Below are 23764 nucleotides of genomic sequence, written 5' to 3'. Positions count from 1 at the left end.
CCCCGCTCAGTTAAAGAGCGGGGGTGTTTTTATTAAAAATCAAAGTTGTCTGGGTCTGGACCGATACGTTTGTTTTCATTTAAGTCAGAAAGACGTTTCATATCCTCATCAGATAAGACAAAATCAAATATATCTGCATTTTCTTTTAAACGATGGGCTTTCGTTGATTTTGGAATGGTAATGACGCCTTTTTGCACATCCCAGCGCAAAATAATTTGAGCAGGTGTTTTGCCGTATGTGTCCGAGAGTTCTTTGATCACCGGATGATGAAGCAGATCCCCCTGCATTAGCGGTGACCAAGCTTCCATTTGAATACCATGTGTGTTCAAATACGTATAGAGTGCTTCCTGCGTTAGTTTTGGGTGAAACTCGACTTGATTGATGGCTGGTATGATGTCTGCATCTTTTAATAGTTCGTCTAGATGATGCGGCTGGAAGTTGCTCACACCAATGGCTCTAACCTTTCCTTCACGATACAAGGTTTCCAGCGCACGCCAAGCGTTTTTATATTTTCCTTCAACCGGCCAATGGATTAAATATAGATCCAAGTAGTCAAGCTGAAGTTTTTTCAAGCTTTCCTCATATGCTTGTAGAGTGGATTCATATCCTAAATCGGCATTCCACACTTTTGATGTCACAAAGAGGTCTTCGCGGCGCAGTCCTGTTTCTGCAAGACCAAGTTGTATGCCTCGTCCAACCCCTTCCTCATTGCCATAAATAGCCGCTGTATCAATACTGCGATATCCTATTTGAATGGCTGTTTTGACGGCGTCTATTAATTCTGCACCATCTTCAACCTTGAATACACCGAGACCAAATCCTGGCATGTGGACCCCATTGTTTAATGTTTTTGTACTTTGTAAATGATTCATTTTGAACACTCCTTAGATGGTTTGATTTTGTTCTTGTTGTTCCATTCGAAAACTAATCATCGTGAGAATCGCTGCGATGAGGACCATGATACCGCCGACCCAGCCTGTATGCACAAGCCCAAGAGTATCTGTCACGATGCCTCCTAAAAATGAGCCGATGGCGATACCAGCATTAAAGGCAGCAATATTCATAGCGGAAGCGACGTCGACTGCTCCTGGTGTGTATCTTTCTGCAAAATCAACGACAGCTACTTGAAGCCCTGGTACATTCATGAAAGCAAACAGTCCCATCAGCATGACGGTTGCGATGCCTAGCACCGTAAATCCAGCAGTCAAGCTAAGGATAAACAAAATGATGCTTTGGATGATAAACATGTAAATCAGTGCTTTCATTGGCTGCTCATTAGCAGCCTTTCCGCCAATGACATTTCCAGCTGCGATCGTGATCCCGTATAAAAGCAAGATCAATGCCACCGCCCCAGGCGCAAGACCTGTCACATGCTGTAAGAGAGGGGATAAATACGTAAAGACGACAAAGGTTCCTCCGTATCCTGTTGCTGTAATGACAAATAGAAGCAAGATTCTTTTTGTTTTTAATAAGACCGCTTGATCCTTAAATGATGTTTTCACGCCTTGCTTTAATTGAGATGGAACAAGAAAATAGTTAGATATTAGTGCAATCAGACCAATAATGACAATCACACCGAATGATGTCCGCCACCCGAGCTCCTGGCCAAGAAATGTCCCGAATGGCACGCCCGTCACAGTAGCAACTGTTAATCCAGTGAACATGAAGGCAATCGCACTTGCCCGTTTTTCTTTCACTACAAGGCTTGCAGCAATCGTAGAGCCAATGGACATAAAGATTCCATGGGACAAGGCTGAAATGATCCGTCCGATTAAAAGTACTGAAAAGGTCGGAGCCATCGTGGCAAGTGTATTTCCAATCAAAAAGACGAGCATAATGAGCAAAAGCAATGTTTTTCTTTTCATCGTTGAAGTCAGAGAAGTCAAAATAGGCGCGCCGAATGTCACACCAAGTGCATATAAAGAGACGGTCCAGCCCGCCTGGCTGACGCTCACTCCAAAGTCCTCCGAAATCATTGGCAAAAGACCGACACTAATAAATTCAGTGGTTCCTATAGCAAAAGCACTAATAGCTAGTGCGAGAAGGGCAAAGTGGTTTTGTTTTTTCTTCATGAATCAGTTCACATCCTTCTGTGATGACATTTTGATAGACGAAGCCGATCGGCAAGAGTTATTATCTAACATAGATGACGAAAAAAAAAGTACGTACTTTTTTGTAATATAGGTACTAAAAAGTGCCTGTTCGTATAAAGAGGAGTGAGGATTTAATGGAAAAGAAAAAATATAATATCTCTGTGGAAGCGACCCTTGAGGTCATTGGCGGAAAGTGGAAGTGCGTGATTTTATGTCATTTAACACATGGGAAAAAACGTACAAGTGAATTGAAGCGGCTCATGCCAAACATCACACAAAAAATGCTTACACAACAGCTGAGAGAGCTTGAAAGTGATGGGGTGATTAACCGGATTGTGTATGAGCAAGTGCCGCCTAAAGTGGAATATGAATTAAGTGAATACGGTCAGTCGCTCGAAAGAATTCTCAATGCGCTATGTGATTGGGGAGCAGCTCATATTGAACGTGTGTACGGAGAGCCGCTTTCAGTGCTAGAAGACAGCATTTTAAATGAACAGTTTAAATAAAAAAGTCCCGCTTCCTATGAGAGCGGGAATTTTTGTCTTATATGCCTTTTTTCTGGTCACGGTATTTGCCAGGGGTCGTGCCTTCTAGTTTTTTGAAGGAACGGATGAAGTTTTGCGGGTTTTTATATTTCAGTTTTTCCGAAATTTCTTTGACGGACATATCGGTCTCCACGAGCCAGTTTTTGGCGACATGGTGTCTGTAGGATGAGAGATATTCACTGAAGGAAATATCCATTTCCTTTCTAAAAATACTGCTTAAATAATTTGGGTTGTAATGCAGGCGTGTGGCAATTTCATCCAATGTGAGATCTGAGTCGAATTCTTGATGAATGATATGGATGATCTTTTCTGAGATGTTTTTGTATTGTGATTCCTCGCGTGCACCTAGCTGGTCAATAATCGGCCGAATGATCTCGTGTTTCAGCCATGCTTCGGTATCTTCAAACGTTTTAAATTCAAAAATCGTATCATACAGCATTTTATTGTCTTCGACCTCAAATAATTCAATGCCAAGCAAATGCATCAGCTCAATCAAATTGTTTAAAAAACGGGCGAGGGCGATATGGTACTCGTGCGGTCCTGCATTTTTAGAGAAAATGGATTGCAGGAGCACATGTAAATAGTGATCTGCCTTCCCTTGATCACCTGCTTTCATCGCATCAAATAAATCATGCTGCAGCTGCTTTGGAAAATGGGTTTTAAACGTTTTTCCTTGCTGGATATGTTCATATAAGATAATGGACTTTTTCTCTGCTTTGAGTCTGTATTTTAAGGCCTCTTTTCCTTCAATGTAAGCCTGTTTTGCCATCGTGAGCTCCTGAAACTGACGGCTGATTCCGATGCTGATCGATAAACCAAGCTGTTCCTCGATACGCAGCTGAATCGTTTCCGCTAATTGGTTTAAATATTCAGTAAACTCTTCATCTGACTTTGAGTGATTTAGGATAATCGTCGTTTGATGCTGATTGACAACTGTTGGCTGAAGGTGCTCCTCTTGCGGAATAATCTGCTCAATCAGTCCATTGATCGCAAATAAAAGTAAGTCAGCATCCTTTTTTTCATAAGGTGTTCCTTTTAGCGTATCAATTTGGGTCACAAGCATGGATAAGTGAGACCAGTCCTGAGGGAATCCTAAACTTTGGAACCGGTTGTTAATCTCTTCTTCTGTCAATTTTCCGAGTAATAGCCGCACCATAAAGTATTGCTGGAGGTGCGTGACTTGCTGCTCAATACGTTCCTCTAAATCATTGTTTTGATCCTTCATTTGTTTAATACTCGACTCAATCAACTCAAATTCATTTTGAAAAGGCTGCTTTTGCAAAAAGGATTCATTGCGTGCAAAGGACTCGTATAACAAGCGGATTGGTTTATAAAAATGTCTGGACCCAAACCATGAAAATAGTAATGAAAGCGCTAACAAAATAAAGCAGATAATAAAGGTGATCCAGCCAATTGATTTCGTTTGTGCCTTGAGTTCTGGTATGGAAACAAAGGATAGGTACGTCCATTCGTTATAGTCTGATTTTTGAAACGTAATTTGATAGTTTAGTTCCTCGATCTTCATGTTAAATTGACCTGATCGCTCTTCACGTGATAGGACATGCTTGACGAACTCTTGATTTTTCAAGGATTCACCAATCTGTTCTTTGCGGTTATGTAGCAGCACTTTTCCGTTTGTATCAATGACAAACATACTGTCAGATTGAGAGAAGTCAGGCATATTGTCAGCAATCATGCAGCTCGGAATGCTGGCGACAGCGATCCCTTTTTTCTGGACACTGTTCATAGGGAGTTGTTTGATTAAGTTCACATTGTATTTGCAAAAGGAGGCCTTTCCTTCTTTTGTCGCAACAAGCGGATTATTCTCTTCAAGTGCCCAGCTGGAATGACTCGGAATATTGAGGTAAGAGGTGAGCGCTTTCTCTTGGTCTCCACTTGTGACATGATAAAGCCCCGAATTGTTCATGTACCAGTCTTCCATTTTACTGACGAGCGTAATATTGGAAAGATCGGTGTCAAAGGTTTGCAGGTAGTTCAGTTCCTGCTGTACTTGATTATAAAGCTGGAATTGGTCTGGATTTAAAGGTTCTGCCAGTGTTTGAAGGAGAGGCGGCGAACTGACATAGTGAGTGAGAGAATGATCAACTGTCTTTAAAATATGCTCAATATTGGATTGCGTTTGTTTAACGCTGTCCAGCTTTTCATTTGAGATATTTTCGAGTGCTGTTTTTTGTGAATGCTGATAAGAAAAAATACCGACAATGATGACAGGAATCGTACTAAGCATGAAAAAAAACGTGACGAGCTTGTAATAAAATTTATATTGCCTTCTTTTCATAAAACCCCCCATTTCAAACGGAACAATCTTTTCCTCTTTATTTATTAATCCAAAAATCTGGTAGGTTTGTCAATAATCATTTTCTGAGATTAGGATCATTTTCTCATGTTTTATGTAACGTTTTGAGTAGCTTCCCCTAAGTAAATATGATCTGATGATATGATTGTAGACGGATTTTTCATCCTTAAGATACAGTTAACACATGCATCAGCATGAGGGGAGGCTTTATCTATGAAAACAGAGGATGTCATTGCCAAGGGTATGCCTGCGGCAGCTTTGAAAAAAGAAAGAAGAAAGCGCTTACTTAATCAAATGCTTAGTCAAAAGTTTTTGTATGTCATGATTTTGCCAGGGCTCATTTATTTTCTTGTCTTTAAATATGTGCCGATGTGGGGGCTGATCATTGCCTTTCAAGATTATCAGCCGTTTCTCGGTATTCTTGGCAGTGAGTGGGTTGGCTTCAAACACTTTATTCGATTGTTTACAGAACCAACATTTTTCATCTTATTAAAAAATACACTGATTTTATTTGCCATGAATGTTGTGATTTTCTTTCCAATTCCGATCTTATTGGCCTTGCTTTTAAACGAGGTCAGATTGACCTTGTTTAAGAAATTTGTGCAGACGATGATATACATTCCTCACTTCATGTCATGGGTGATTGTCGTGTCCTTATCCTTTGTTTTGTTAACAGTAGATGGCGGGTTAATCAATGAATTGATTGCTTTCTTTGGAGGGGAAAAGATTAACTTCCTTCTTAGTCAGGAATGGTTTAGGCCGATGTACATTTTACAAGTGATTTGGCGGGAAGCAGGCTGGTCGACGATCATTTACCTTGCGGCGATTACAGCGGTAGATCCGCAGCTATATGAAGCAGCGAAAATGGATGGAGCCGGCAGACTGAGACAAATGTGGCACATCACTCTCCCTGCCATTAAAAGCGTAATTGTCGTTCTGCTTATTTTAAAAATTGGTGACACATTAGAGCTTGGCTTTGAGCATGTCTACTTATTACTCAATGCAACGAACCGGGAAGTAGCAGAAATCTTTGATACGTACGTTTATACAGCTGGTCTTAAGCAAGGGCAATTCAGCTATAGTACCGCTGTTGGTCTATTTAAAGCAGCCGTTGGACTCATTTTGGTTATGCTGGCGAACCGTTTAGCGAAGAAATTTGGGGAAGAAGGTATTTACTAAAAAGGGAGATGAAAAAGAATGACATTATCGACTAAAAAGGGATCACCACTTGAGCATGCAGAGAAATTAGCACAAACAATTATGAAAGCGCATACACCGATCGAGCTGCCTCCAGCTGGAAGATGGCATTATCATCAAGGCGTTTTTCTTTGCGGTGTGATGAAGCTATATGAGTCAACGGGGAACGAGACATATTTCAATTATGTGAAAAGCTATGCAGATTCGCTCATTGATGAGTATGGAAACCTGTTATTCCGGAGAGATGAGCTTGATGCGATCCAAGCAGGGCTCATTTTATTCCCTCTTTATGAACGAACAGGAGAGAAGCGGTATGTGCTGGCAGCGGAGAAGCTCCGCGGGCTTTATCGCACATTGAATCGCACATCTGAGGGCGGATTTTGGCATAAAGACAATTATGCTTATCAAATGTGGCTGGATGGTCTCTACATGGGCGGACCTTTTGCCTTAAAGTATGCAAAGCTGAAAGGTGAAGAGGAACTGGTGGATATGGTGATCCAGCAAGAGCATCTCATGAGAAAACATACAAAAGATGAAAAAACAGGTCTGTATTATCACGCGTGGGACGAACGAAAAGTGATGCCATGGGCTGATCAAAAGACAGGCTGTTCTCCCGAGTTTTGGGCAAGATCATTTGGCTGGTATGTCCTTGCATTAGCAGATATGATCGAGGATCTGCCAGAGCAGCATGAGGGGCGAAAGGTGTGGAAGGAAACGCTGACAGACATGCTGGAAAGTGTAGCTAGGTACCAGGATCAAGACACAGGTCTCTGGCATCAAATCATTGATAAAGGTACTCATAGCGACAACTGGCTTGAAAGCTCTGGATCGTGTTTATTCATGTACGCCATGGCAAAAGCCATGAACGAAGGGTATGTCAGCCTCTGCTACGCTGATCATGTGGTGAAAGCATATCAAGGCTTAATTCAGCATAAGACGGCTGAGATAGAAAACGGTGATTTTACCATCAATGATATATGTATCGGAACATCCGCTGGATTTTATGATTACTACGTCGGTAGAGAGAGAAGTACAAATGATTTGCACGGTGCAGGCGCTTTTATTATGGCGTTAACTGAGCTAGAGAAGATGCCTGTTTTTCAAAAGGCATGAAGAGGCAAAAAAGGGCTGCTGCATGGCTCATCAGCTTCATCGCTGCCTTTTGTTTGTCAGCCTGTCATGGGAAAACAAACGGTATCGATGTTCTGATTTTTTCTGACATGTCAAAGGGGATGAAGGATCAATTAGTCGAGAAGGCTTTTCAAACAGAACAAGAAACGTATAGCGTCCACATCTTTCCGGCGATTCCTGAAAAGCTTCTTGTTGAAATTACCGCAAAAGAGGGGGACATCATGCTTGTCCCGGAAGAAATGTTTCGAACGTATGATGATCCTGAAAGCTTTCAACTGCTTGAAGAGATGGGCATAGATGATCAAGTGGCAGGGCCATATACGATCGAAGATCAAAAGACAGGGAAAATGGTCGATTATGCGGTTCAAGTCAATAAAGGCACGAAAAAGCTAAACGGCTATACCTTTCGATTACATCGAGATATGGTCGCTTTTATTCCCGTTTATGCAGACAAGTCCAAAGAGGCGCTGTCTCTCATGAAACAGCTTCGTGAAAATCGATAGAAAAAGGGGTGGGGCCTGTGAAACGGATTGTGGTTTGCGGACTCAGTCATCGTGCGTTCAATATGTTTATTAAACCACTCACAGAGGATTTCAATGAGTATTACAGGATTACAGGGCTTTTAGATATAGATCATCATCGGTATACACTTTGTCAGGAGCGTTTTCCATCACTGCGGGGCGTCTCGTTTTTTCATGAAGAGGCATTTGATCAAATGGTGAAGGAAGCAAAGCCAGATATCGTCATTGTGGCAGGCAGGGATGACACACATGTCACCTATATTTTGCAAGCACTTGACTATGATCTCGATGTCATCACTGAAAAGCCGATGGTCACAACAGCAAAAGACGCCAAAAAAGTAATGGAAAAAGAAAAGGAAAGTAAAGGAAAGGTCACAGTCACTTTCAATTATCGCTACAATCCATTTCATCGAAAGATCAAAGAACTCATTTTAGAAGGAAAGATTGGAAGGGTCACATCTGTTGAACTGAGCTGGCTCATTGATACGTATCATGGTGCTAGTTATTTCAAAAGGTGGAACCGAACGCGGCAATTCTCTGGCGGGCTATCCATTCATAAATCGACTCATCATTTTGATTTGGTCAATTGGTGGATCAATCAAAAGCCGAAGCAAGTATTTGCCTATGGGGCGCTGAACTATTACGGAGATAAAAGTCCTTGGAATCCTTTGCAGGGGGAAGAAAACAGGTATTGCGGAACATGTCATGTGAAGGATACATGTCATTATGAAGCAAGGTGGAATCCGAGGGTAGTACGCTCAAAGGTCGAGGACGATCATATCGAATCCGGTCAGGAGCAAACGCAGCAATACACCAATTATCGCCCAGACGCCTGTATTTTTGATGAGGAAATTGACATTGAGGATACATATGTGGCATCAGTGGCATATGACCAAGGGGCTCTTTTCAGCTATTCGATTCAATTCTCAGCTCCATATGAAGGATACCGGCTTGCCATAAATGGGACGAAGGGGCGTATTGAAACAAATGAGTTTCATGTGCCATCAAGAATTCCTTTTCAATTCCCAGAACAGACGATTTCTTATTATCCGATGTTTGGTGCAAAAGAGACGATTGAAGTTGTGAAGCAGCCAGGAGGACATGGCGGCGGAGATCCTCTGCTTTTGGCCGATTTATTTATCGGTAAAGATCCTTTAATTCACTATGATATTTCGGCAGGGGCAGAGGCTGGTGCTTATTCAATTGCACTTGGGGAAGGCATGTGGCGGTCTGTTGCAGAGAAGCGCCCAATTGACATAGAAGAGTTGCTTCATAAAGAGACGGTGTCATAAAAAAGAGAGGAGGGGAAAGAGATGGATCATGATGGTTCAATGAGCAGAATGCTTCGAATGTGTGAGTGGGTGATGCGACTCGCCTATACGAATTTACTATGGCTGCTGTTCACCATGCTGGGGCTTGGGATCTTTGGATTGATGCCTGCGACCACTGCGTTATTTTCGGTGATGAGAAAGTGGATACAAGGGCATGAGCAAGTTAGTGTTTTCCGGACTTTTTGGAAGGTGTACCGTGAGGAGTTTGTACGCTCTAACTTGATTGGAGTGGCGCTTTTGATCATAGGAACGATTATATACGTAGACTTTGCGTATATTTATCCAACAAGCTGGTTTTTGCATGTGCTTCGTTTTGCCATTTATATCTTTGGTTTTCTCTTTGTTGTGAGCTTGTTTTATATTTTTCCGCTGCTGGCTCATTATGATTGGAAAAAACGTCTCTATCTGAAATTCTCTCTTTTGCTTGGTATCTCATATTTGCAATATACACTCTGTATGCTCGTTTTTTCGGCTCTGCTGTTTGTTCTCTTTGCTTATTTGCCGGGGATCGTGCCGTTCTTTAGTGTGAGTATACTCGCCTATGGTCATATGTGGCTGGCCTACCAAGTATTCAAAAAAGTAGAGTTCGAAAGTGAGCAGCAGACAGCCGAAGTAAAGAAACGCCTGCCGTCTTTCCTGCAATCGAAGCGGGTGAATACACAGTGATGGGGTTCATTTGCTATAATGGTGTCACCGTAATTAAAAGGAGAGATGAGCGCCGTGTCAGTAAAAGAAATCACAATAGAAGAATTAAAACAAAAGCTAGAGCAAGAAGAAGCGATTCAGCTTGTTGATGTGCGTGAGGACGAGGAAGTAGCAGAAGGAATGATTCCAGAAGCTGTCCACATCCGAATGGGAGATATTCCTGAGAAACTGGATGCATTCGATCAAACGCAGGAGTATTATATTATTTGCCGCTCTGGTAAACGTAGTGAAAATGTCTGCTATTTCCTAGAAGACCAAGGCTATCAAGCGACCAATGTCGTTGGCGGAATGCTTGCTTGGACAGGAGAAACAAAACCGAAGCTGTAAACAGAAGTCCTTTCATCTCATAGATGAAAGGCTTTTTTTGTTCATATGCCCGCCCTCATGTGCATAAAGATAGAGTAGCGAGAGAAGGGAGAGTGGCATATGTGCTAAAGGTAGCTGTATTTGATGAAGAGCACGAAAAAGATTTGCAGAGCGAAATCAATCTTTTTTTAAAAGGAATGGATGACGACCAAATCATTGACATCAAGTACAATGTAGCGGTGATCTGTGAGCAAGGAGGAGAACAGCTCTACTGTTTTTCTGCACTCATTTTATATAAAAAATAGACGGTATCAAAAAAAGGACCTGTTTGAAGGGTCCTTTTACTTTGTTTAACTGGCGTCAATATATAAACGATGCTTGTTGCAGTGAACACATTGAAAGAGATAGCCTTGCAGATCACCGAAGTTGACAAGCCATTGCTTTAGGTTCTCTTTCGTTAATCCTCCGCCGCTGCAAATGTCTTCGATATCTTCTGTGAGCTCTTCCTCTAAATGTTCTATCTCTTTCCATCCGACATACTGGACGATCGCACAAAAATCTCCGCAATGGCTTAACCAATATTCCTGCTGCCAGCCGCGATAACCTGGCGTTCTAAAGATCAGTTCATCTATATATTCCTCTTGCTCAACGTCGTCACAGCTTGCATCGTCTTGAAAGATGCCATCGTATTTTTTAGCGGCTGAACCATCTTTAATGCACCAAGGGCAAATTCCCTTCACATCTTCAACAGAATAAAATGGACCATGATACACATATTCTCTTTCTTTTTCACAAACAGGACATGTCGTAGGCTCTTTTTTGATCACGTTTAACGAAACTGGATCTGGGTTGTACTTGAATGTAGGCAGCGTCATATAAACCTCCATTATGTAGAAATGATTTCATCATTATTTTACAGGAGTCCTCCTGCTTGCAACAATCTTAAATTGTATATATAGATAGAAAAAAGCCGTTCTTATGAGGAACGGCTTTTCAGCGTGTAGACAAACCCTCGCATTCGGTGTCAGTCCTGCGTGCTGGTGCTCACGAATGTCAAATTCGCTCCGCTTCAGTACTCGTCCTTCCTAGACTTCAAAGGTTTTCTATCACGCTGAGCTGAAAAGAAGACAAATGGCTAAAATAAAGATCATTTTAGCCATTTGTCAACAATCTGAAAAGCCGTTCTTATGAGGAACGGCTTTTTTCGCTTGAGATTATGCTTTTTTTACTCTTGGACTTCGTGGTTTACTGACTTTATTGGCTTGCTTGATGGCTCTTCGTTCATCATTCAGTGACTTGTACAGTGAGATAATCATCAAAATAATGACAACGGAGAACGGCAAGGCTGCGAGCTTGGCTGTATTTTGCAAGGCTTCAAGTCCCCCTGAAAATAAAAGCACGGCAGCAACAGAAGATTGGATGATACCCCAGCTAACTTTGACACTGCCAGAAGGGTTCAATGATCCATAGGTTGTCTGCATTCCAAGCACAAATGTAGCTGAATCAGCCGATGTAATAAAGAATATAGCGATTAAAATAAGTGCTAGAATCGATGTGATCATCGCCAGCGGATATTCATTTAGTACACCGAAGAGCATTGTTTCTGTTGATAGACCCGCAACATCGACAATATTCTTTTGCTGTAAATCCATCGCAGATACACCGAAAATCGAGAACCATAGGAATACTAGGATAGAAGGAGCCACTAAGACACCTAATAAAAATTCTCGAATCGTTCGTCCGCGTGACACCCTTGCGATAAAGATACCGACAAATGGTGCCCAAGAAATCCACCATGCCCAATAAAAGATTGTCCATCCATTAATCCATTCTCTCTTCTCAGGATCATTTGGAGATAGACGGAAGCTCATTTGAACGATGTTGGATAAGTATTGCCCAATTGAGTCAGTAAATGAATTTAAGATAAAAACAGTTGGACCTACCAAAAGTAAGAAAAACATCAGAACAGCTGCTAATACCATGTTGATATTACTTAAGTATTTAATGCCTTTTCCAATCCCGCTTAGAGCAGATGCTAGGAACAGCACTGTCACAATCATGATAATGATCAATTGTGTGCTAAAAGCATTCGGAATTTGAAACAGGTAATTCAATCCACCGTTTATTTGTGCCGCGCCTAATCCTAGGCTTGTCGCAACACCAACTACAGTTGCAAATACCGCAATACAATCGATGGTTTTTCCGATCCATCCATTCGTTTTATTTCCTAATACTGGCTGCAACGTTGCACTGATTAAGCCAGGTGCATCTTTTCTGAATTTAAAGTAAGCAATACAAAGTGCAACAATGGCATAAATAGCCCATGCATGAAGCCCCCAATGGAAAAAAGTATATCGAAGTGAATCTCGGAATGCCTGCGCCGTTTCAGTATCACCTGTTGGTGACTGGATAGCATAGTGGCTGATTGGTTCAGCTGCTCCGTAAAAAACAAGACCAATTCCCATACCGGCACTAAATAGCATCGCAAACCAAGAAAATAAGCCGAATTCAGGCTCTTCCCCAGGTTTTCCTAGCGTAATCTTACCGATTGGGCTAAAGATAAAGAATAGACAAAAGCCGACGAGTAGTGACACCACTAACAAGTAATACCAGCCAAAGTCATTTGTAATGTATGTTTGGATTTGATCTGTGACATTTTGCAGTGTTTCTGGAGAAAAAGCTCCCCATATGACGGTAACAAATGTGATCGCAATCACAATCCAAAATACACTTGATACGTTTTTCACACCATCTCACTCTCCTGTTGTTCTACACGTTTAAGCAGAGGATTTACTTAATATCCCCTAACTCAACTAATTTCAAACAAAAAGAGGCGAGCTTCTCACTCGACCTCTACTTTACCGTAACATGTTTTGCTTCCATTAATCAACTATCGATATGTGAAGATGATTTTTCTTCGATTCGTTTACGAAGACGATAAACGTATTCTTTTAAACAAACAGCGAAGATGGTAAACGCCAAAACAATGGCTACTTTTAACGGGTTAATGGACAGCTTCAAGAAAAAAGCGGCTGTCAAGCTAATAACGACTGCAAATACAATTGGAAATGCACGTCTGATCATTGATCTCTCTCCTTTGCTTCTAGTGCAGCATTCATACCAGCAAGTCTGCCTGTTACAAGTGCTGACGTGATATTGTATCCGCCTGTATAACCATGGATGTCTAGAATTTCTCCGCAGAAATAAAGACCGGGCATTTTTTTAGACGCCATTTTTTTCGGTTCAATTTCTTTCACAGAAACGCCGCCTCCTGTGACAAACGCTTTGTCCAAAGAGAGTGTACCGTTCGCATGAACGATAAAATGTTTGCAATCATGGGCGAATGCGCGCAGTTTGTCCTTAGCAAGACCAGAAAAAGTGTCTTGCGGATCTATACCGTTCCTCTCTAACAGAAACAATAAATAGCGTTCTTGCATCCAAGACTTCAGGACATTTTTAATGGCTTTTTTTGGTTCATCTTTTAGGTCTCGATGAAGCTTTTGGAACAGATCTTCGTCATTAAGCTTCGGATATAAGTCTATTTGCAGACGGACGACCTGCTGCTTTTTCAATTCTTTCACCACAAATCCGCTGCATCTAAGAACAGCTGGGCCGGATAAGCCAAAGTGTGTAAAGATCATATCCATGACATGTGTGACGACGGGTTTTCCTTTTTTATTTAAAACACTGACAGCCACACTTCTTAAAGAAAGCCCTTGGAGCACTTTTTCTTTTATAAAACGTTCATCTGATGTGACCGGTACTTCTGTTGGGAAGAGCTCTGTAATTGTATGACCAGCGGCTTCTGCCCATGCGTAGCCGTCACCAGTAGAACCAGTATGCGGCACACTTTTTCCGCCAACAGCAATCACAACGGAATTACTTGAAATTTTTTCATCATTATTTGTAACAATTCCGGCTGCTTGTCCGTCTTGATACAGAACTGTTTTAATCTTCTCATTCGTTCGAATGGTAACATTGAGGTTGCGGAGCCTGTCTAAAAGGGCATCCACAACAGATTGTGCTTTGTTTGAGACAGGGAACATACGTCCATGGTCTTCTTCTTTAAGTTCAATGCCGAGGTTTTCAAAAAATGAAATAATATCTTCGTTATTGAACTCAGAAAATGCACTATATAAAAAACGGCCGTTTCCGGGAATATGCTTGATGATTTCTTCTACTGGAAGGCGATTGGTGACGTTACAGCGTCCACCGCCAGAAATGGCGAGCTTTCTACCAAGCTTGGTTCCTTTGTCAATTAACAGAACAGTTGCACCATGCTCTGCTGATGCAATCGCGGCCATCAGTCCAGAAGGTCCACCGCCAATGACAATGACATCATAATGTTTCATGTTACATTCCTCTTTCTACTTTCAGTCATTCATCTATTATAACGAAAATTGGGGAAGGCTGAAATATGAATTGATTGGTTTTGTACCTTCTGTATTGGATTTGTTACCTGTGCGTCGAAATGATGTGGTAAAATAGTTGAGTTGAATATTCATTAGAAAAATGGTGGTTAAGCGCATGTCTAATAAACTGCTTCGTGGTACGTTGGTTTTAACGATAGGGACTTATCTCTCTCGTATTCTTGGTATGATTTATTTAATTCCATTTAGCGCAATGGTTGGAGCTACTGGTGGAGCGCTATTCCAATATGGATACAATCAGTATACGATCTTTTTAAGTATTGCTACGCTTGGTTTTCCAACAGCGGTATCAAAATTTGTTTCTAAATATAATGCAATTGGCGATTATGAGACAACGAGAAAAATGTTCAGGGCGGGTATGTCGGTCATGCTTGTCACCGGGATTATCGCCTTTTCTATTTTATATTTGACCGCACCGATTTTTGCCAAGATTCAGCTTGGCGGATCAAATGAAATAGGCGGTTTGACTGTCGATCAAGTGGTATATGTGATTCGGATGGTCAGTTTAGGTCTTTTGGTTGTACCTATTATGAGTCTTGTGCGGGGGTTCTTCCAAGGACACTCTATGATGGGACCGACAGCTGTTTCCCAAGTCATTGAGCAGCTTGTCAGAATCATTTTCCTATTAACAGCAACGTTTATTATTTTAAAAGTGCTTGACGGTGGTCTTGTCATCGCTGTCGGATATGCTACATTTGCAGCACTTATCGGCGCATTTGGCGGCTTATTCACGCTTTATTTATATTGGCTGAAGCGCAAGGATCGGCTCTTATCCATGCAGCCGAATACAGGTGCTTCCTCTGACTTATCTTATAAGCAAATGTTTACAGAGCTATTTAGCTATGCGGCACCGTATGTGTTTGTTGGACTGGCGATTCCAATTTATTCTTATATAGATACAAACACTATTAACAGAGCCATGATTGCATCAGGACATCAGGATATTAGTACAGCGGTATTGTCTATTGTGACGTTATATTTACCGAAGCTCGTGATGATTCCTGTGTCGCTTGCAACAGCGTTTGGCTTAACCTTGATACCAACGATTACAGAATCATTTACAGCTCGTAACTACAAGCTGCTCAATAGACAAATTGATCAGACAATGCAGGTCATATTATTTTTCGTGCTGCCTGCTTCATTTGGTATCTCGGCATTGGCTGGACCGGTTTATTGGTTTTTCTATCCGTCTGTTCATCCTGAGATTGGGATGTCAATTTTATTCTGGTATGCACCTGTTGCGTTATTGTTTTCTTTATTCACCATTAATGCAGCGATTTTGCAGGGAATTAACAAACAAAAATTTGCCATCGTCAGTCTGTTGTTAGGGATCATCATTAAAACGGTTCTGAACATTCCGTTAATCAGTTGGCTGCAAGGAAATGGTTCTGTGCTTGCGACTGCGTTAGGCTATAGCGCGTCCATCTTGTATATGTTTATCATGATTAAGCGCCATGCCGGCTATTCGTTCCGCAGGATTTTCAAACGATTTATTCTCATTGGTATTTTGACTGCGATTATGGCTGTAGTGGCGTATGTGACATGTCAGCTTGTGAGCCAAGTGATTTCGTATGAAGGTGGAATTGTTAATGCGGGTATTGTCATTCTGATTTCAATGATCACTGGTAGCGGTGTGTATCTGTTCTTGTCTTATAAGGTAGGATTACTTGAGCGTGTACTCGGCAGCCGTATGCCGACATTTTTAAGAAAAAAGAGCTAAGAAGAGGTGGAGTTTCATGAGGCTTGATAAATTGCTTGCTAGCAGCGGCTTTGGTTCAAGAAAAGATGTAAAGAAGCTGGTCAAGGCACGGGCAGTCACCGTGAATGGAGAACTGGCGAAGCAGGTGAAAGATCATGTTGATCCATCGAATGATGAAGTGCTCGTACACGGAGAGCGTGTAGACTATAAAGAATTCATTTACTTAATGATGAACAAACCAGATGGGGTCATCTCAGCAACTGAAGATTTGCGGGATGAAACGGTTGTCGATTTACTTGAGCCGGAGGATATCGCAAGAGAGCCATTTCCTGTCGGGAGACTGGACAAGGATACAGTCGGTCTTCTCCTCCTCACAAATGATGGACAGCTTGCACATCAATTACTTTCTCCAAAAAAGCATGTGCCAAAAACGTACGAAGTTCATTTGAAATATCCATTAGGAGATCAAGACATCAAGCGCCTTGAAGAGGGTGTTATTATTTTAGATGATTACCGTACGAAGCCGGCAAAGGTTGAAGTAGATGCGAATGAAAGTGAAGATACACGCATCCGTTTAACGATTACTGAAGGAAAGTACCATCAAGTGAAGCTGATGGCGCAAGCAGTGGGAAATGAAGTCATCTTTTTAAAAAGGCTCTCGATGGGGGCTGTCTCTTTAGATGAAGACCTAGCGCCTGGAGAGTACCGTGAATTAACGGATGAAGAATTAGACAGCTTAATCAATCGACCATAAATATAGAACAAAAGACAAAAGAAAAGAACCGGCATGTCGCCGGTTCTTTTTGTTATATGGACAGTTCATTATACGCTTAAGATGATATTTTTACTTTTTTTCTCGTTGTTTCCCATTTGCCTCTGCTTGGACTATGAACAAGATCGTTATAGGCAAGCACGTTTAAGTCTCTTTGAATGGTTCTAGGTGTGATCCCGAATTCATCAACCAGCTCTTGTGTCGTCACAAGACCTTTCTCTTGAATGAACATATAGACTGATTTTATTCGAGTCATCATACGGTTTGTTGAAGGTTTCAAAAAACCACTCCCTATCAATAAGATCGGATGGACTTGACTAACCACAACTTACTACACTAAAACTGCGAAATAAGGACATGCAACAATGGTAAATGTTCGTGTTTCTTAATGTTTTATTCTATTATACACGTTATTATGCATCTAGTTCCACCAAAAAGTCAACTTTACATGTTATTTAACTTGTCTTCATGAATCGAAACATGGTATATACCATGTTTTGAATTCGGTTACAACCCAATGGGGGTAAGGCGTATGGAGAATACTGTCACATTCAAACGCCCAAAAATGAAACACAGAAAATTTACAAAATAAAAAATTCACTCATCTTAAAAAGACACATCCCTTGTTAGAATGTGCCTTTTTTGTTTCTGTTATCCTTCTAAGAAAAAGAGCTGAATGAAAAATAAAATGGCAAAGATAAGGACAAGAACATGTACTTCTCTCCATTTCCCTTTTGCCAGTTTCACAAGTGGATATGAAATAAATCCAAGTGAAATTCCGGTTGAAATACTAGATGTCAGCGGCATGGAAAGAATCACAAGAAAAGCAGGGAATGCTTCGTCTAGCTCGTTCCAGCGAATGCGTGACACGGAGTTCATCATCAAGCACCCGACAATGATGAGAACAGGTGATGTGATGGATGGTAAAGAAGAAATGGCTTGAACGAGCGGACCGAAAAATAATGCCACAATAAACAGTGCAGCGACTGTTAAAGACGTTAGCCCGGTTCTTCCGCCAGCAGCAACCCCAGAGGATGATTCAATATAAGCTGTTGTTGGGCTTGTCCCAAACATAGAACCGATCGTCGTTGCAGCAGAATCAGCGAGCAGGGCTCTGCGTACTTTTGGCAGCTGGCCTTTTTTCATGAGTCCGGCTTGTTCAGCCACTCCGATCATTGTGCCCGTTGTATCAAAAATCGTCACTAGTAAGAAGGAGAAGACGACCGCATATAAATGATGAGAGAATACATCACCAAAGGCAGCGAATGGATTTGTAATCAGCATACCTTCTGGAAGTGCAGGGATGTCCATCAGCATCTTAGGGAAATGAAGCTGTCCTGTTACAAGGGCAATCAGTGTCGTTGCTAACATGCCGATAAACAGAGCACCATTGATTTGAAGTACCATTAAAATAACAGAGATCATTAAGCCGACAAGCGTTAAAATGACAACAGGCGAGCTTAAGTTGCCAAGCTTCACTAGATTTTCCGGGTCAGCTGTGATAATCCCAGACTGACGGAGGCCGATAAATGCAATAAAAAGCCCGATTCCGGCTGTAATGCCGTATTTTAAATTATCTGGAATGGCTTGAATCAGTTGTTTTCTAAGGGATGTTAACGATAAAATAATAAAGAGTATACCAGCAACAAATACCGCACTGAACGCTGTTTGATAGCTGATGCCGCCACCACCGACAACTGTAAAGGTGAAATAGACATTCAGCCCCATACCTGGTGCAATCGCAATCGGATAGTTTGCAAAAAGTGCCATCCAGAGCGTACCGACGACAGCAGCGATAATTGTTGCAGTAAAGACTTGGTCAAAAGGAATGCCTGCTTTTGAAAGAATTCCTGGATTAACGGCAACAATATATACCATGGTAAAGAATGTCGTCATACCAGCGATTAATTCTCTCTTTATGTTGGTTTGGTTTTCTTTTAACTGAAACATAAAATCCTCCATTTACGAACATTATTACAAAACAATTAATATAATATTCGTTTTAAGGGTGGATTGCAACCTTTTTTCAAGGAGGAATGGAAAAATGAATTGGGAAGCTGAAGTCATACGAAAAAAAGACGACTTAATAAAGGACACACAATCTTTTTTGCAAATTGAAAGTGTCCTTGATGAAGAAGGTGGAAAAGAAGGACAGCCATTTGGTGAAAAAGTCGATCAGGCCCTTCAGTATATGCTGAAAAAAGGGGAATACGAAGGCTTCACAGTCAAGAATGTGGATGGCTATGCAGGTCATATTGAATATGGAGAAGGCGAAGACATTGTAGGTGTGCTATGCCATGTGGACGTTGTGCCTGCTGGTGACGGCTGGACAACCCCGCCATTTTCAGCAGACATAAGAGAAAATAAAATATTTGCACGAGGCGCCATTGATGATAAAGGGCCAACCATGGCGGCTTTCTACGCACTGAAGATGTTAAAAGATACTGGGATGAAGTTGTCAAAAAAGATTCGAATGATCATTGGAACAGATGAAGAAAGTGATTGGCGCTGTGTGGACCATTATTTCAAGCATGAGGAGATGCCACAAATTGGATTCGCGCCAGATGCTGATTTTCCGATTATTCATGCTGAAAAAGGGATCGTTGATGCCATTGTGTCATTTACATATCAACGTACAGAACAACATCAGCGCTATATGCTCAAGCAATTCACATCGGGTATGCGGCTGAATATGGTGCCGGATGATTCAACTGCCACTGTGACAGCGGCACAAGAACACGATGCTGAATCATTAAAAACAGCTTTTGAAGCTTATCTTGCTGACAATCAATTATCAGGTGAGGTAAAGAATGTAGCGGATGGACTGCATTTCACATTAAAAGGTGAATCAGTTCATGCCATGGAGCCGGCGCATGGCATCAATGCGGGCATTCATATGGCCAATTTTCTATGTGGACAAGAATTAGATGAAGATGGGCTTGCGTTTACCTCTCAAATCAATGCTTTATTTGATCAGGATACAAGAGGGAAAAAGCTGGGGATTGCTTGCAAAGATGACATTAGCGGAGATTTGACTTTAAATGTTGGCACGATCCGCTATACACAAAGCGAGGAAGCGAAGCTAGGATTAAATGTCCGCTATCCAGTGACAGCAGACGGCAAGGACGTTAAAAAAGGGATCGAAGGCATCAAAGGGGCTACCCTTCTGAAATTTGACGACAGCCCTCCGCATCACGTCTCAAAAGATCATCCGCTTGTGAAAACATTGCAGCGGGTATATGAGGAACAAACGGGAGATCCAGCTCATCTGATTGCCATTGGTGGAGGAACGTATGCGAGATCTTTAGAAGCGGGCGTTGCCTTTGGTCCTCTCTTCCCTGGCAGACCAGATTGCGCACATCAGAAGGATGAATATATCGAAATCGATGATCTACTAAGAGCAACCGCACTATATGCACAAGCCATGTATGAATTGGCAAAATAGAAAAAGAGAAGAGGGGATTCACAGTGAAAAAAATGTTCTTATGCTCTTCATTCAAAGACAGCTATTCTCTCTTGTCTGACTTTGCGGGTGAATCATTAAAAGGAAAACGCGTGACATTTTTTCCAACAGCAAGTGCTGTGGAAGAAGTCACGCACTATGTAGAGGTAGCAAAAGAAGCCTTTCATCAACTCGGTATGCAGCTAGAAACCGTTCAAATAGCTGAGCAGTCTACCGAAGAAATCACAAAGATGATGAAACAAAATGATGTGATGTACGTATCAGGAGGCAACACCTTCTATTTGCTGCAGGAATTGAGAAAGCACGGTCTCGATGACGTGCTAAAAGAAGAAATCAATAAAGGCAAGCTGTACATTGGTGAATCCGCAGGGAGTATCATCATGGCGCCAAGCATTGAATATATTTCCGTGATGGATGATCGGCAGAAGGCACCAGAGCTTTCATCTTATCAAGGATTCAATGAGATAAGCTACTGTCCGGTACCGCATATGTACAATACCCATTTAGGCGAGGCTGCGCAGCAAATCATGGAGCAGTATGAGCAGACGCTCGATTTATGCCCGCTTACTGATGAGCAGGCTTTACTCATCACAGGGGAGCAGGCTGAGGTGAAGGCTGTCAAATCGTCCTAACCGAGAAAAGAAGAAAAAGGAACAGGGATTCATTGCCCTGTTCCTTTTTTAATCTTGAAAAACATCACTTGATAAGTATCGTTCGCCTGTATCTGCTGTCATACAGATCACAATTTGATCTGCCGGTAATTGCTTGGCTGTTTCAATCGCAGCATAGCAGGCTGCACCAGATGATGGACCAACTAAAATTCCTTCAAGACGGGCAAGCTGACGTGTGATAGTGTACGCATCTTCATCGCTTACTTGTACGATCTCATCATAGACATGCTCATTTAAAATATGAGGAATAAATCCTGGACTTGTGCCAACAAGTTTATGTTTGCCAGGTTTCCCGCCAGATAAGACTGGAGATCCCTTCGGCTCTGCCACACGTATGGTCAAATGAGGGAATGCTTTCTTTAATTCCTCACCAGTGCCTGTAATGGTTCCGCCAGTTCCTGCTGTTGCGACAAAGGCTCCAAGGGGCTTGCCAAGTTGTTTGACAGCTTCCATGATTTCAACAGCCGTTGTGCCTCTATGAGCATCTGGATTCGCTCTATTATCAAATTGCATCGGGATAAAGCTATGAGGAATTTGAGCTGCCAGCTCCTCTGCTTTGCGAATACAGCCTGGCATTTTTTCTTCTCCTGGGGTTAAAATGACCTGCGCCCCGTAAGCCTTCAAAATATTGATTCGTTCCTTTGTCATCGTATCAGGCATCACAAGGATGGCTTGATACCCTCTAGCTGCTGCGTTCATAGCTAAACCAATCCCTGTATTCCCACTCGTCGGTTCAATAATGGTCGCTCCTTTTGTAAGCTTCCCTTGTTTTTCAGCCTCAACGATCATATTGTAAGCAGCGCGGTCCTTCACACTGCCGCTAGGATTAAACGATTCCAGCTTTAAATAAACAGCTGCCGCATTGTCTGGCTGAAGCCGCTGTAATTGAACAAGTGGTGTATCGCCAATCAGCTCAGCTATATTTTGTGCAACCTTCATCATGTGACACCCTTTCTTCTCATTCCGCATTTCTTTAGTTATACTATCATCAATGGGGATTCGTAAAGTTTGTTATAAAAGGACAGGTGATATTGTGTCAGAAAACCGTCATTATTTTATTGGGGTTCACATCCCTGAACAACTTGCGCATCAAATCAAAAAAGACATTGATCAAAGAAGCGGACTGTCTTTTCAAAAATGGACAGCACCACATGATTATCATGTGACCTTGATCTTTTTAGGTGCCATTCCAGATGAGCGCTTAAAGAAGATCATCGAGCTGCTTGAGATCCTCTCAAAGGAAGCCGCTGCATTTTCACTTGAGCTGAATGAGGTCGGACAGTTTGGCACGAAGGAGCGCCCAAGAGTCTTTTTTGCAAAACCTGATGAAAGTGAACCACTCATGCAATTAAGAGAAAAGGTGAAAGAAGCCGTATTGTCAGCAGGACATCCTGTTGAAAAGAGACCGTTTCATCCGCATATGACGATTGCACGCAAATGGAACGCGGATCACTCTTTTGCAGAACAAGCGCCTTTACGCAAAGAGCCATACGTGATAGAGGTTTCTTGTATGACTCTATATGAAATACGTCCGAGAGAAACCCCGCGTTATCACGCAATCAAACAATTTGCACTACATAAATGATTCTAAAAGTTGGAGTGAGCAGCAGATGGCGCAAATTATCAAAATTCAAGATTATATATCACGATATGAACAAGACCCGCATCACTACATCAATCAATTCATTCGATTGAAAAAGCAAAGGTGGGACGAGTTAAAAAAAGCTTCAAAAGAGAAGACGCAGCATTCATTTGACCAAATCTCTGAACAAGTGCCTAAACAAGAGGAGGAAAAGAGAAAGAAATTCTCCTTAAAGAGAAAGCAAAAAGAAGCCGATATGAAGAAGGAACGGGACCTGAGTCTTTTTAACGAGCCGACAGATATAGAGCAAGGTGTCTTTACAAACGTTCCTACAGATGAAACGAAGCTCATTCATTTTTTTAAGGATCATCTATTCGATGTTCAATTAAAATGGGCGAGCTCGACGATTTCCAACATTTCGACCGTTTCCCATCACATTCGATATGACGAAAAGCTGCGCATGCTTGCTAGGCAGCTTCCGGATTCATATTTTGTGATGTACAAACCGGTGCTGCTCATTCAAAAAGCAGAGATGGAATTATGTCCAGTCCTCATTACGCCGCTGGAAGTGATTTGTTTATCCTTCTTAGAGGCAGAGCCTGACAGCGTATATATCGGAACGAAGGAACGTTTTTGGGAAAAGCGGGCGAATGGGAAAGCGGTTCAGTCCGTTTTGAATCCTTGCGCAAGCCTTCTACGCTCTGGCACCGTCGTGTCAAAGATCTTACAGCAAAGCGGTGCCCATCTTCCTGTGAAAAAAATCTTGATCAGCCGTACCTCTTATATTGACTTACCGGAAGTTCCATACGGGATGGAGGTTGTCGATAAGAAGAAGGCGGAAGATTGGTTTGAAAAGCAGCGGAAAAATACTGCGCCGACAAAGCATCAGCAATTTAAGGCGACAAAAGCATTGCTTGCTTATGGTGAATCAGACAGCAAAAGAAGGCAGGAATGGCTCGATTAAAGGCATAATGGAAGGTCACGAAAAATGAGACCTGAGT

Annotated in this window: 24 protein-coding genes; 14 read left to right on the top strand and 10 right to left on the bottom strand. The window is 41.9% G+C overall.

From position 1 onward, the window contains the following. Positions 1 to 32 precede the first annotated feature (32 nt). Both MKY83_RS14330 and MKY83_RS14325 read right to left on the bottom strand, forming a co-directional pair. Positions 33 to 872: an aldo/keto reductase gene (locus MKY83_RS14330; RefSeq protein WP_065098640.1), complete on the bottom strand. Its 840-nt coding sequence runs from the start codon at positions 870 to 872 to the stop codon at positions 33 to 35. A 12-nt stretch (positions 873 to 884) separates the two neighbouring features. Then, positions 885 to 2072 (bottom strand): MFS transporter, encoded by a 1188-nt coding sequence (locus tag MKY83_RS14325; protein WP_065098639.1) that lies wholly within the window; start codon positions 2070 to 2072, stop codon positions 885 to 887. Between the two features lie 155 nt (positions 2073 to 2227). Between MKY83_RS14325 and MKY83_RS14320 the strand changes: the two genes are divergently transcribed. Continuing rightward, a complete protein-coding gene (locus MKY83_RS14320; protein ID WP_003217763.1) occupies positions 2228 to 2599 on the top strand; it encodes a winged helix-turn-helix transcriptional regulator in 372 nt (123 codons plus the stop codon). A 37-nt stretch (positions 2600 to 2636) separates the two neighbouring features. Here MKY83_RS14320 and MKY83_RS14315 read toward each other — a convergent pair whose 3' ends face one another. Continuing rightward, positions 2637 to 4937, bottom strand: coding sequence for a helix-turn-helix domain-containing protein (locus tag MKY83_RS14315; RefSeq protein ID WP_065098638.1), 2301 nt, complete (start codon positions 4935 to 4937; stop codon positions 2637 to 2639). Positions 4938 to 5168: 231 nt separating this feature from the next. On the opposite strand from MKY83_RS14315, the gene MKY83_RS14310 reads away from it, so the two are divergent. The 7 genes from MKY83_RS14310 (at position 5169) to MKY83_RS14280 (ending at position 10451) form a co-directional block, all read left to right on the top strand. Then, positions 5169 to 6134, top strand: a complete 966-nt coding sequence (locus MKY83_RS14310) for a sugar ABC transporter permease (RefSeq protein WP_342487437.1) — start codon at positions 5169 to 5171, stop codon at positions 6132 to 6134. An 18-nt stretch (positions 6135 to 6152) separates the two neighbouring features. Beyond that, a complete protein-coding gene (locus MKY83_RS14305) occupies positions 6153 to 7265 on the top strand; it encodes a glycoside hydrolase family 105 protein (protein WP_342487436.1) in 1113 nt (370 codons plus the stop codon). Next, a complete protein-coding gene (locus tag MKY83_RS14300; protein ID WP_126740829.1) occupies positions 7262 to 7786 on the top strand; it encodes a lipoprotein YteS in 525 nt (174 codons plus the stop codon). Before MKY83_RS14305 ends, MKY83_RS14300 begins: the two co-directional genes overlap by 4 nt. 17 nt (positions 7787 to 7803) lie before the next feature. Beyond that, positions 7804 to 9096 carry a Gfo/Idh/MocA family oxidoreductase gene (locus tag MKY83_RS14295; RefSeq protein ID WP_126740828.1) on the top strand — a complete coding sequence of 431 codons (1293 nt, stop codon included), beginning with the start codon at positions 7804 to 7806 and terminating at the stop codon, positions 9094 to 9096. A 21-nt stretch (positions 9097 to 9117) separates the two neighbouring features. Continuing rightward, positions 9118 to 9801: a YesL family protein gene (locus MKY83_RS14290; RefSeq protein ID WP_342487435.1), complete on the top strand. Its 684-nt coding sequence runs from the start codon at positions 9118 to 9120 to the stop codon at positions 9799 to 9801. Between the two features lie 54 nt (positions 9802 to 9855). Then, entirely contained in the window at positions 9856 to 10167 is a 312-nt protein-coding gene (locus MKY83_RS14285) for a rhodanese-like domain-containing protein (RefSeq protein WP_044142182.1), read from the top strand. Positions 10168 to 10268: 101 nt separating this feature from the next. Next, positions 10269 to 10451 carry a sporulation protein Cse60 gene (locus MKY83_RS14280; RefSeq protein WP_003217582.1) on the top strand — a complete coding sequence of 61 codons (183 nt, stop codon included), beginning with the start codon at positions 10269 to 10271 and terminating at the stop codon, positions 10449 to 10451. A 45-nt stretch (positions 10452 to 10496) separates the two neighbouring features. Here the strand turns inward: MKY83_RS14280 and MKY83_RS14275 are convergent, their stop codons facing one another. From MKY83_RS14275 to MKY83_RS14260, 4 genes are all read right to left on the bottom strand, one after another. After that, positions 10497 to 11021, bottom strand: coding sequence for a CbrC family protein (locus MKY83_RS14275; RefSeq protein WP_185107166.1), 525 nt, complete (start codon positions 11019 to 11021; stop codon positions 10497 to 10499). 339 nt (positions 11022 to 11360) lie between these two features. Further along, positions 11361 to 12893 carry a BCCT family transporter gene (locus MKY83_RS14270; protein ID WP_185107164.1) on the bottom strand — a complete coding sequence of 511 codons (1533 nt, stop codon included), beginning with the start codon at positions 12891 to 12893 and terminating at the stop codon, positions 11361 to 11363. 139 nt (positions 12894 to 13032) lie between these two features. Beyond that, positions 13033 to 13230, bottom strand: a complete 198-nt coding sequence (locus MKY83_RS14265) for a hypothetical protein (RefSeq protein ID WP_003217594.1) — start codon at positions 13228 to 13230, stop codon at positions 13033 to 13035. Continuing rightward, a complete protein-coding gene (locus MKY83_RS14260; RefSeq protein WP_185107162.1) occupies positions 13227 to 14498 on the bottom strand; it encodes an NAD(P)/FAD-dependent oxidoreductase in 1272 nt (423 codons plus the stop codon). The genes MKY83_RS14265 and MKY83_RS14260 overlap by 4 nt, the downstream gene beginning before the upstream one ends. 175 nt (positions 14499 to 14673) lie before the next feature. Between MKY83_RS14260 and MKY83_RS14255 the strand changes: the two genes are divergently transcribed. Then, the gene (locus tag MKY83_RS14255) at positions 14674 to 16296 is read left to right on the top strand and encodes a polysaccharide biosynthesis protein (protein ID WP_065098631.1); all 1623 of its coding nucleotides are present in this window, start codon (positions 14674 to 14676) and stop codon (positions 16294 to 16296) included. Positions 16297 to 16312: 16 nt separating this feature from the next. Beyond that, entirely contained in the window at positions 16313 to 17029 is a 717-nt protein-coding gene (locus MKY83_RS14250) for a pseudouridine synthase (protein WP_268453153.1), read from the top strand. Positions 17030 to 17105: 76 nt separating this feature from the next. Here MKY83_RS14250 and MKY83_RS14245 read toward each other — a convergent pair whose 3' ends face one another. Further along, positions 17106 to 17327: a DeoR family transcriptional regulator gene (locus MKY83_RS14245; protein WP_008356419.1), complete on the bottom strand. Its 222-nt coding sequence runs from the start codon at positions 17325 to 17327 to the stop codon at positions 17106 to 17108. A 371-nt stretch (positions 17328 to 17698) separates the two neighbouring features. Further along, positions 17699 to 18997 carry an NCS2 family permease gene (locus tag MKY83_RS14240; RefSeq protein WP_044142189.1) on the bottom strand — a complete coding sequence of 433 codons (1299 nt, stop codon included), beginning with the start codon at positions 18995 to 18997 and terminating at the stop codon, positions 17699 to 17701. Between the two features lie 94 nt (positions 18998 to 19091). Between MKY83_RS14240 and pepV the strand changes: the two genes are divergently transcribed. Together pepV and MKY83_RS14230 are read left to right on the top strand one after the other, a co-directional pair. Beyond that, a complete protein-coding gene (gene pepV, locus MKY83_RS14235) occupies positions 19092 to 20492 on the top strand; it encodes a dipeptidase PepV (protein WP_342487434.1) in 1401 nt (466 codons plus the stop codon). A 23-nt stretch (positions 20493 to 20515) separates the two neighbouring features. Beyond that, complete coding sequence (locus MKY83_RS14230; RefSeq protein ID WP_342487433.1) at positions 20516 to 21142, top strand: Type 1 glutamine amidotransferase-like domain-containing protein; 627 nt, start codon at positions 20516 to 20518, stop codon at positions 21140 to 21142. A 48-nt stretch (positions 21143 to 21190) separates the two neighbouring features. On the opposite strand, the gene cysK is transcribed toward MKY83_RS14230, so the two are convergent. Next, positions 21191 to 22123, bottom strand: coding sequence for a cysteine synthase A (gene cysK, locus MKY83_RS14225; protein ID WP_111911330.1), 933 nt, complete (start codon positions 22121 to 22123; stop codon positions 21191 to 21193). 91 nt (positions 22124 to 22214) lie between these two features. On the opposite strand from cysK, the gene thpR reads away from it, so the two are divergent. Both thpR and MKY83_RS14215 read left to right on the top strand, forming a co-directional pair. Next, positions 22215 to 22766: an RNA 2',3'-cyclic phosphodiesterase gene (thpR, locus tag MKY83_RS14220; protein ID WP_052465550.1), complete on the top strand. Its 552-nt coding sequence runs from the start codon at positions 22215 to 22217 to the stop codon at positions 22764 to 22766. 25 nt (positions 22767 to 22791) lie between these two features. Then, positions 22792 to 23727 carry a hypothetical protein gene (locus MKY83_RS14215; protein WP_044142194.1) on the top strand — a complete coding sequence of 312 codons (936 nt, stop codon included), beginning with the start codon at positions 22792 to 22794 and terminating at the stop codon, positions 23725 to 23727. The last annotated feature ends 37 nt before the right edge of the window (positions 23728 to 23764 follow it).

The sequence above is a fragment of the Bacillus sp. FSL M8-0266 genome, from assembly GCF_038613425.1.
GTDB lineage: Bacteria > Bacillota > Bacilli > Bacillales > Bacillaceae > Bacillus > Bacillus pumilus.
This window is presented reverse-complemented; position numbering and strand designations above follow the sequence as displayed.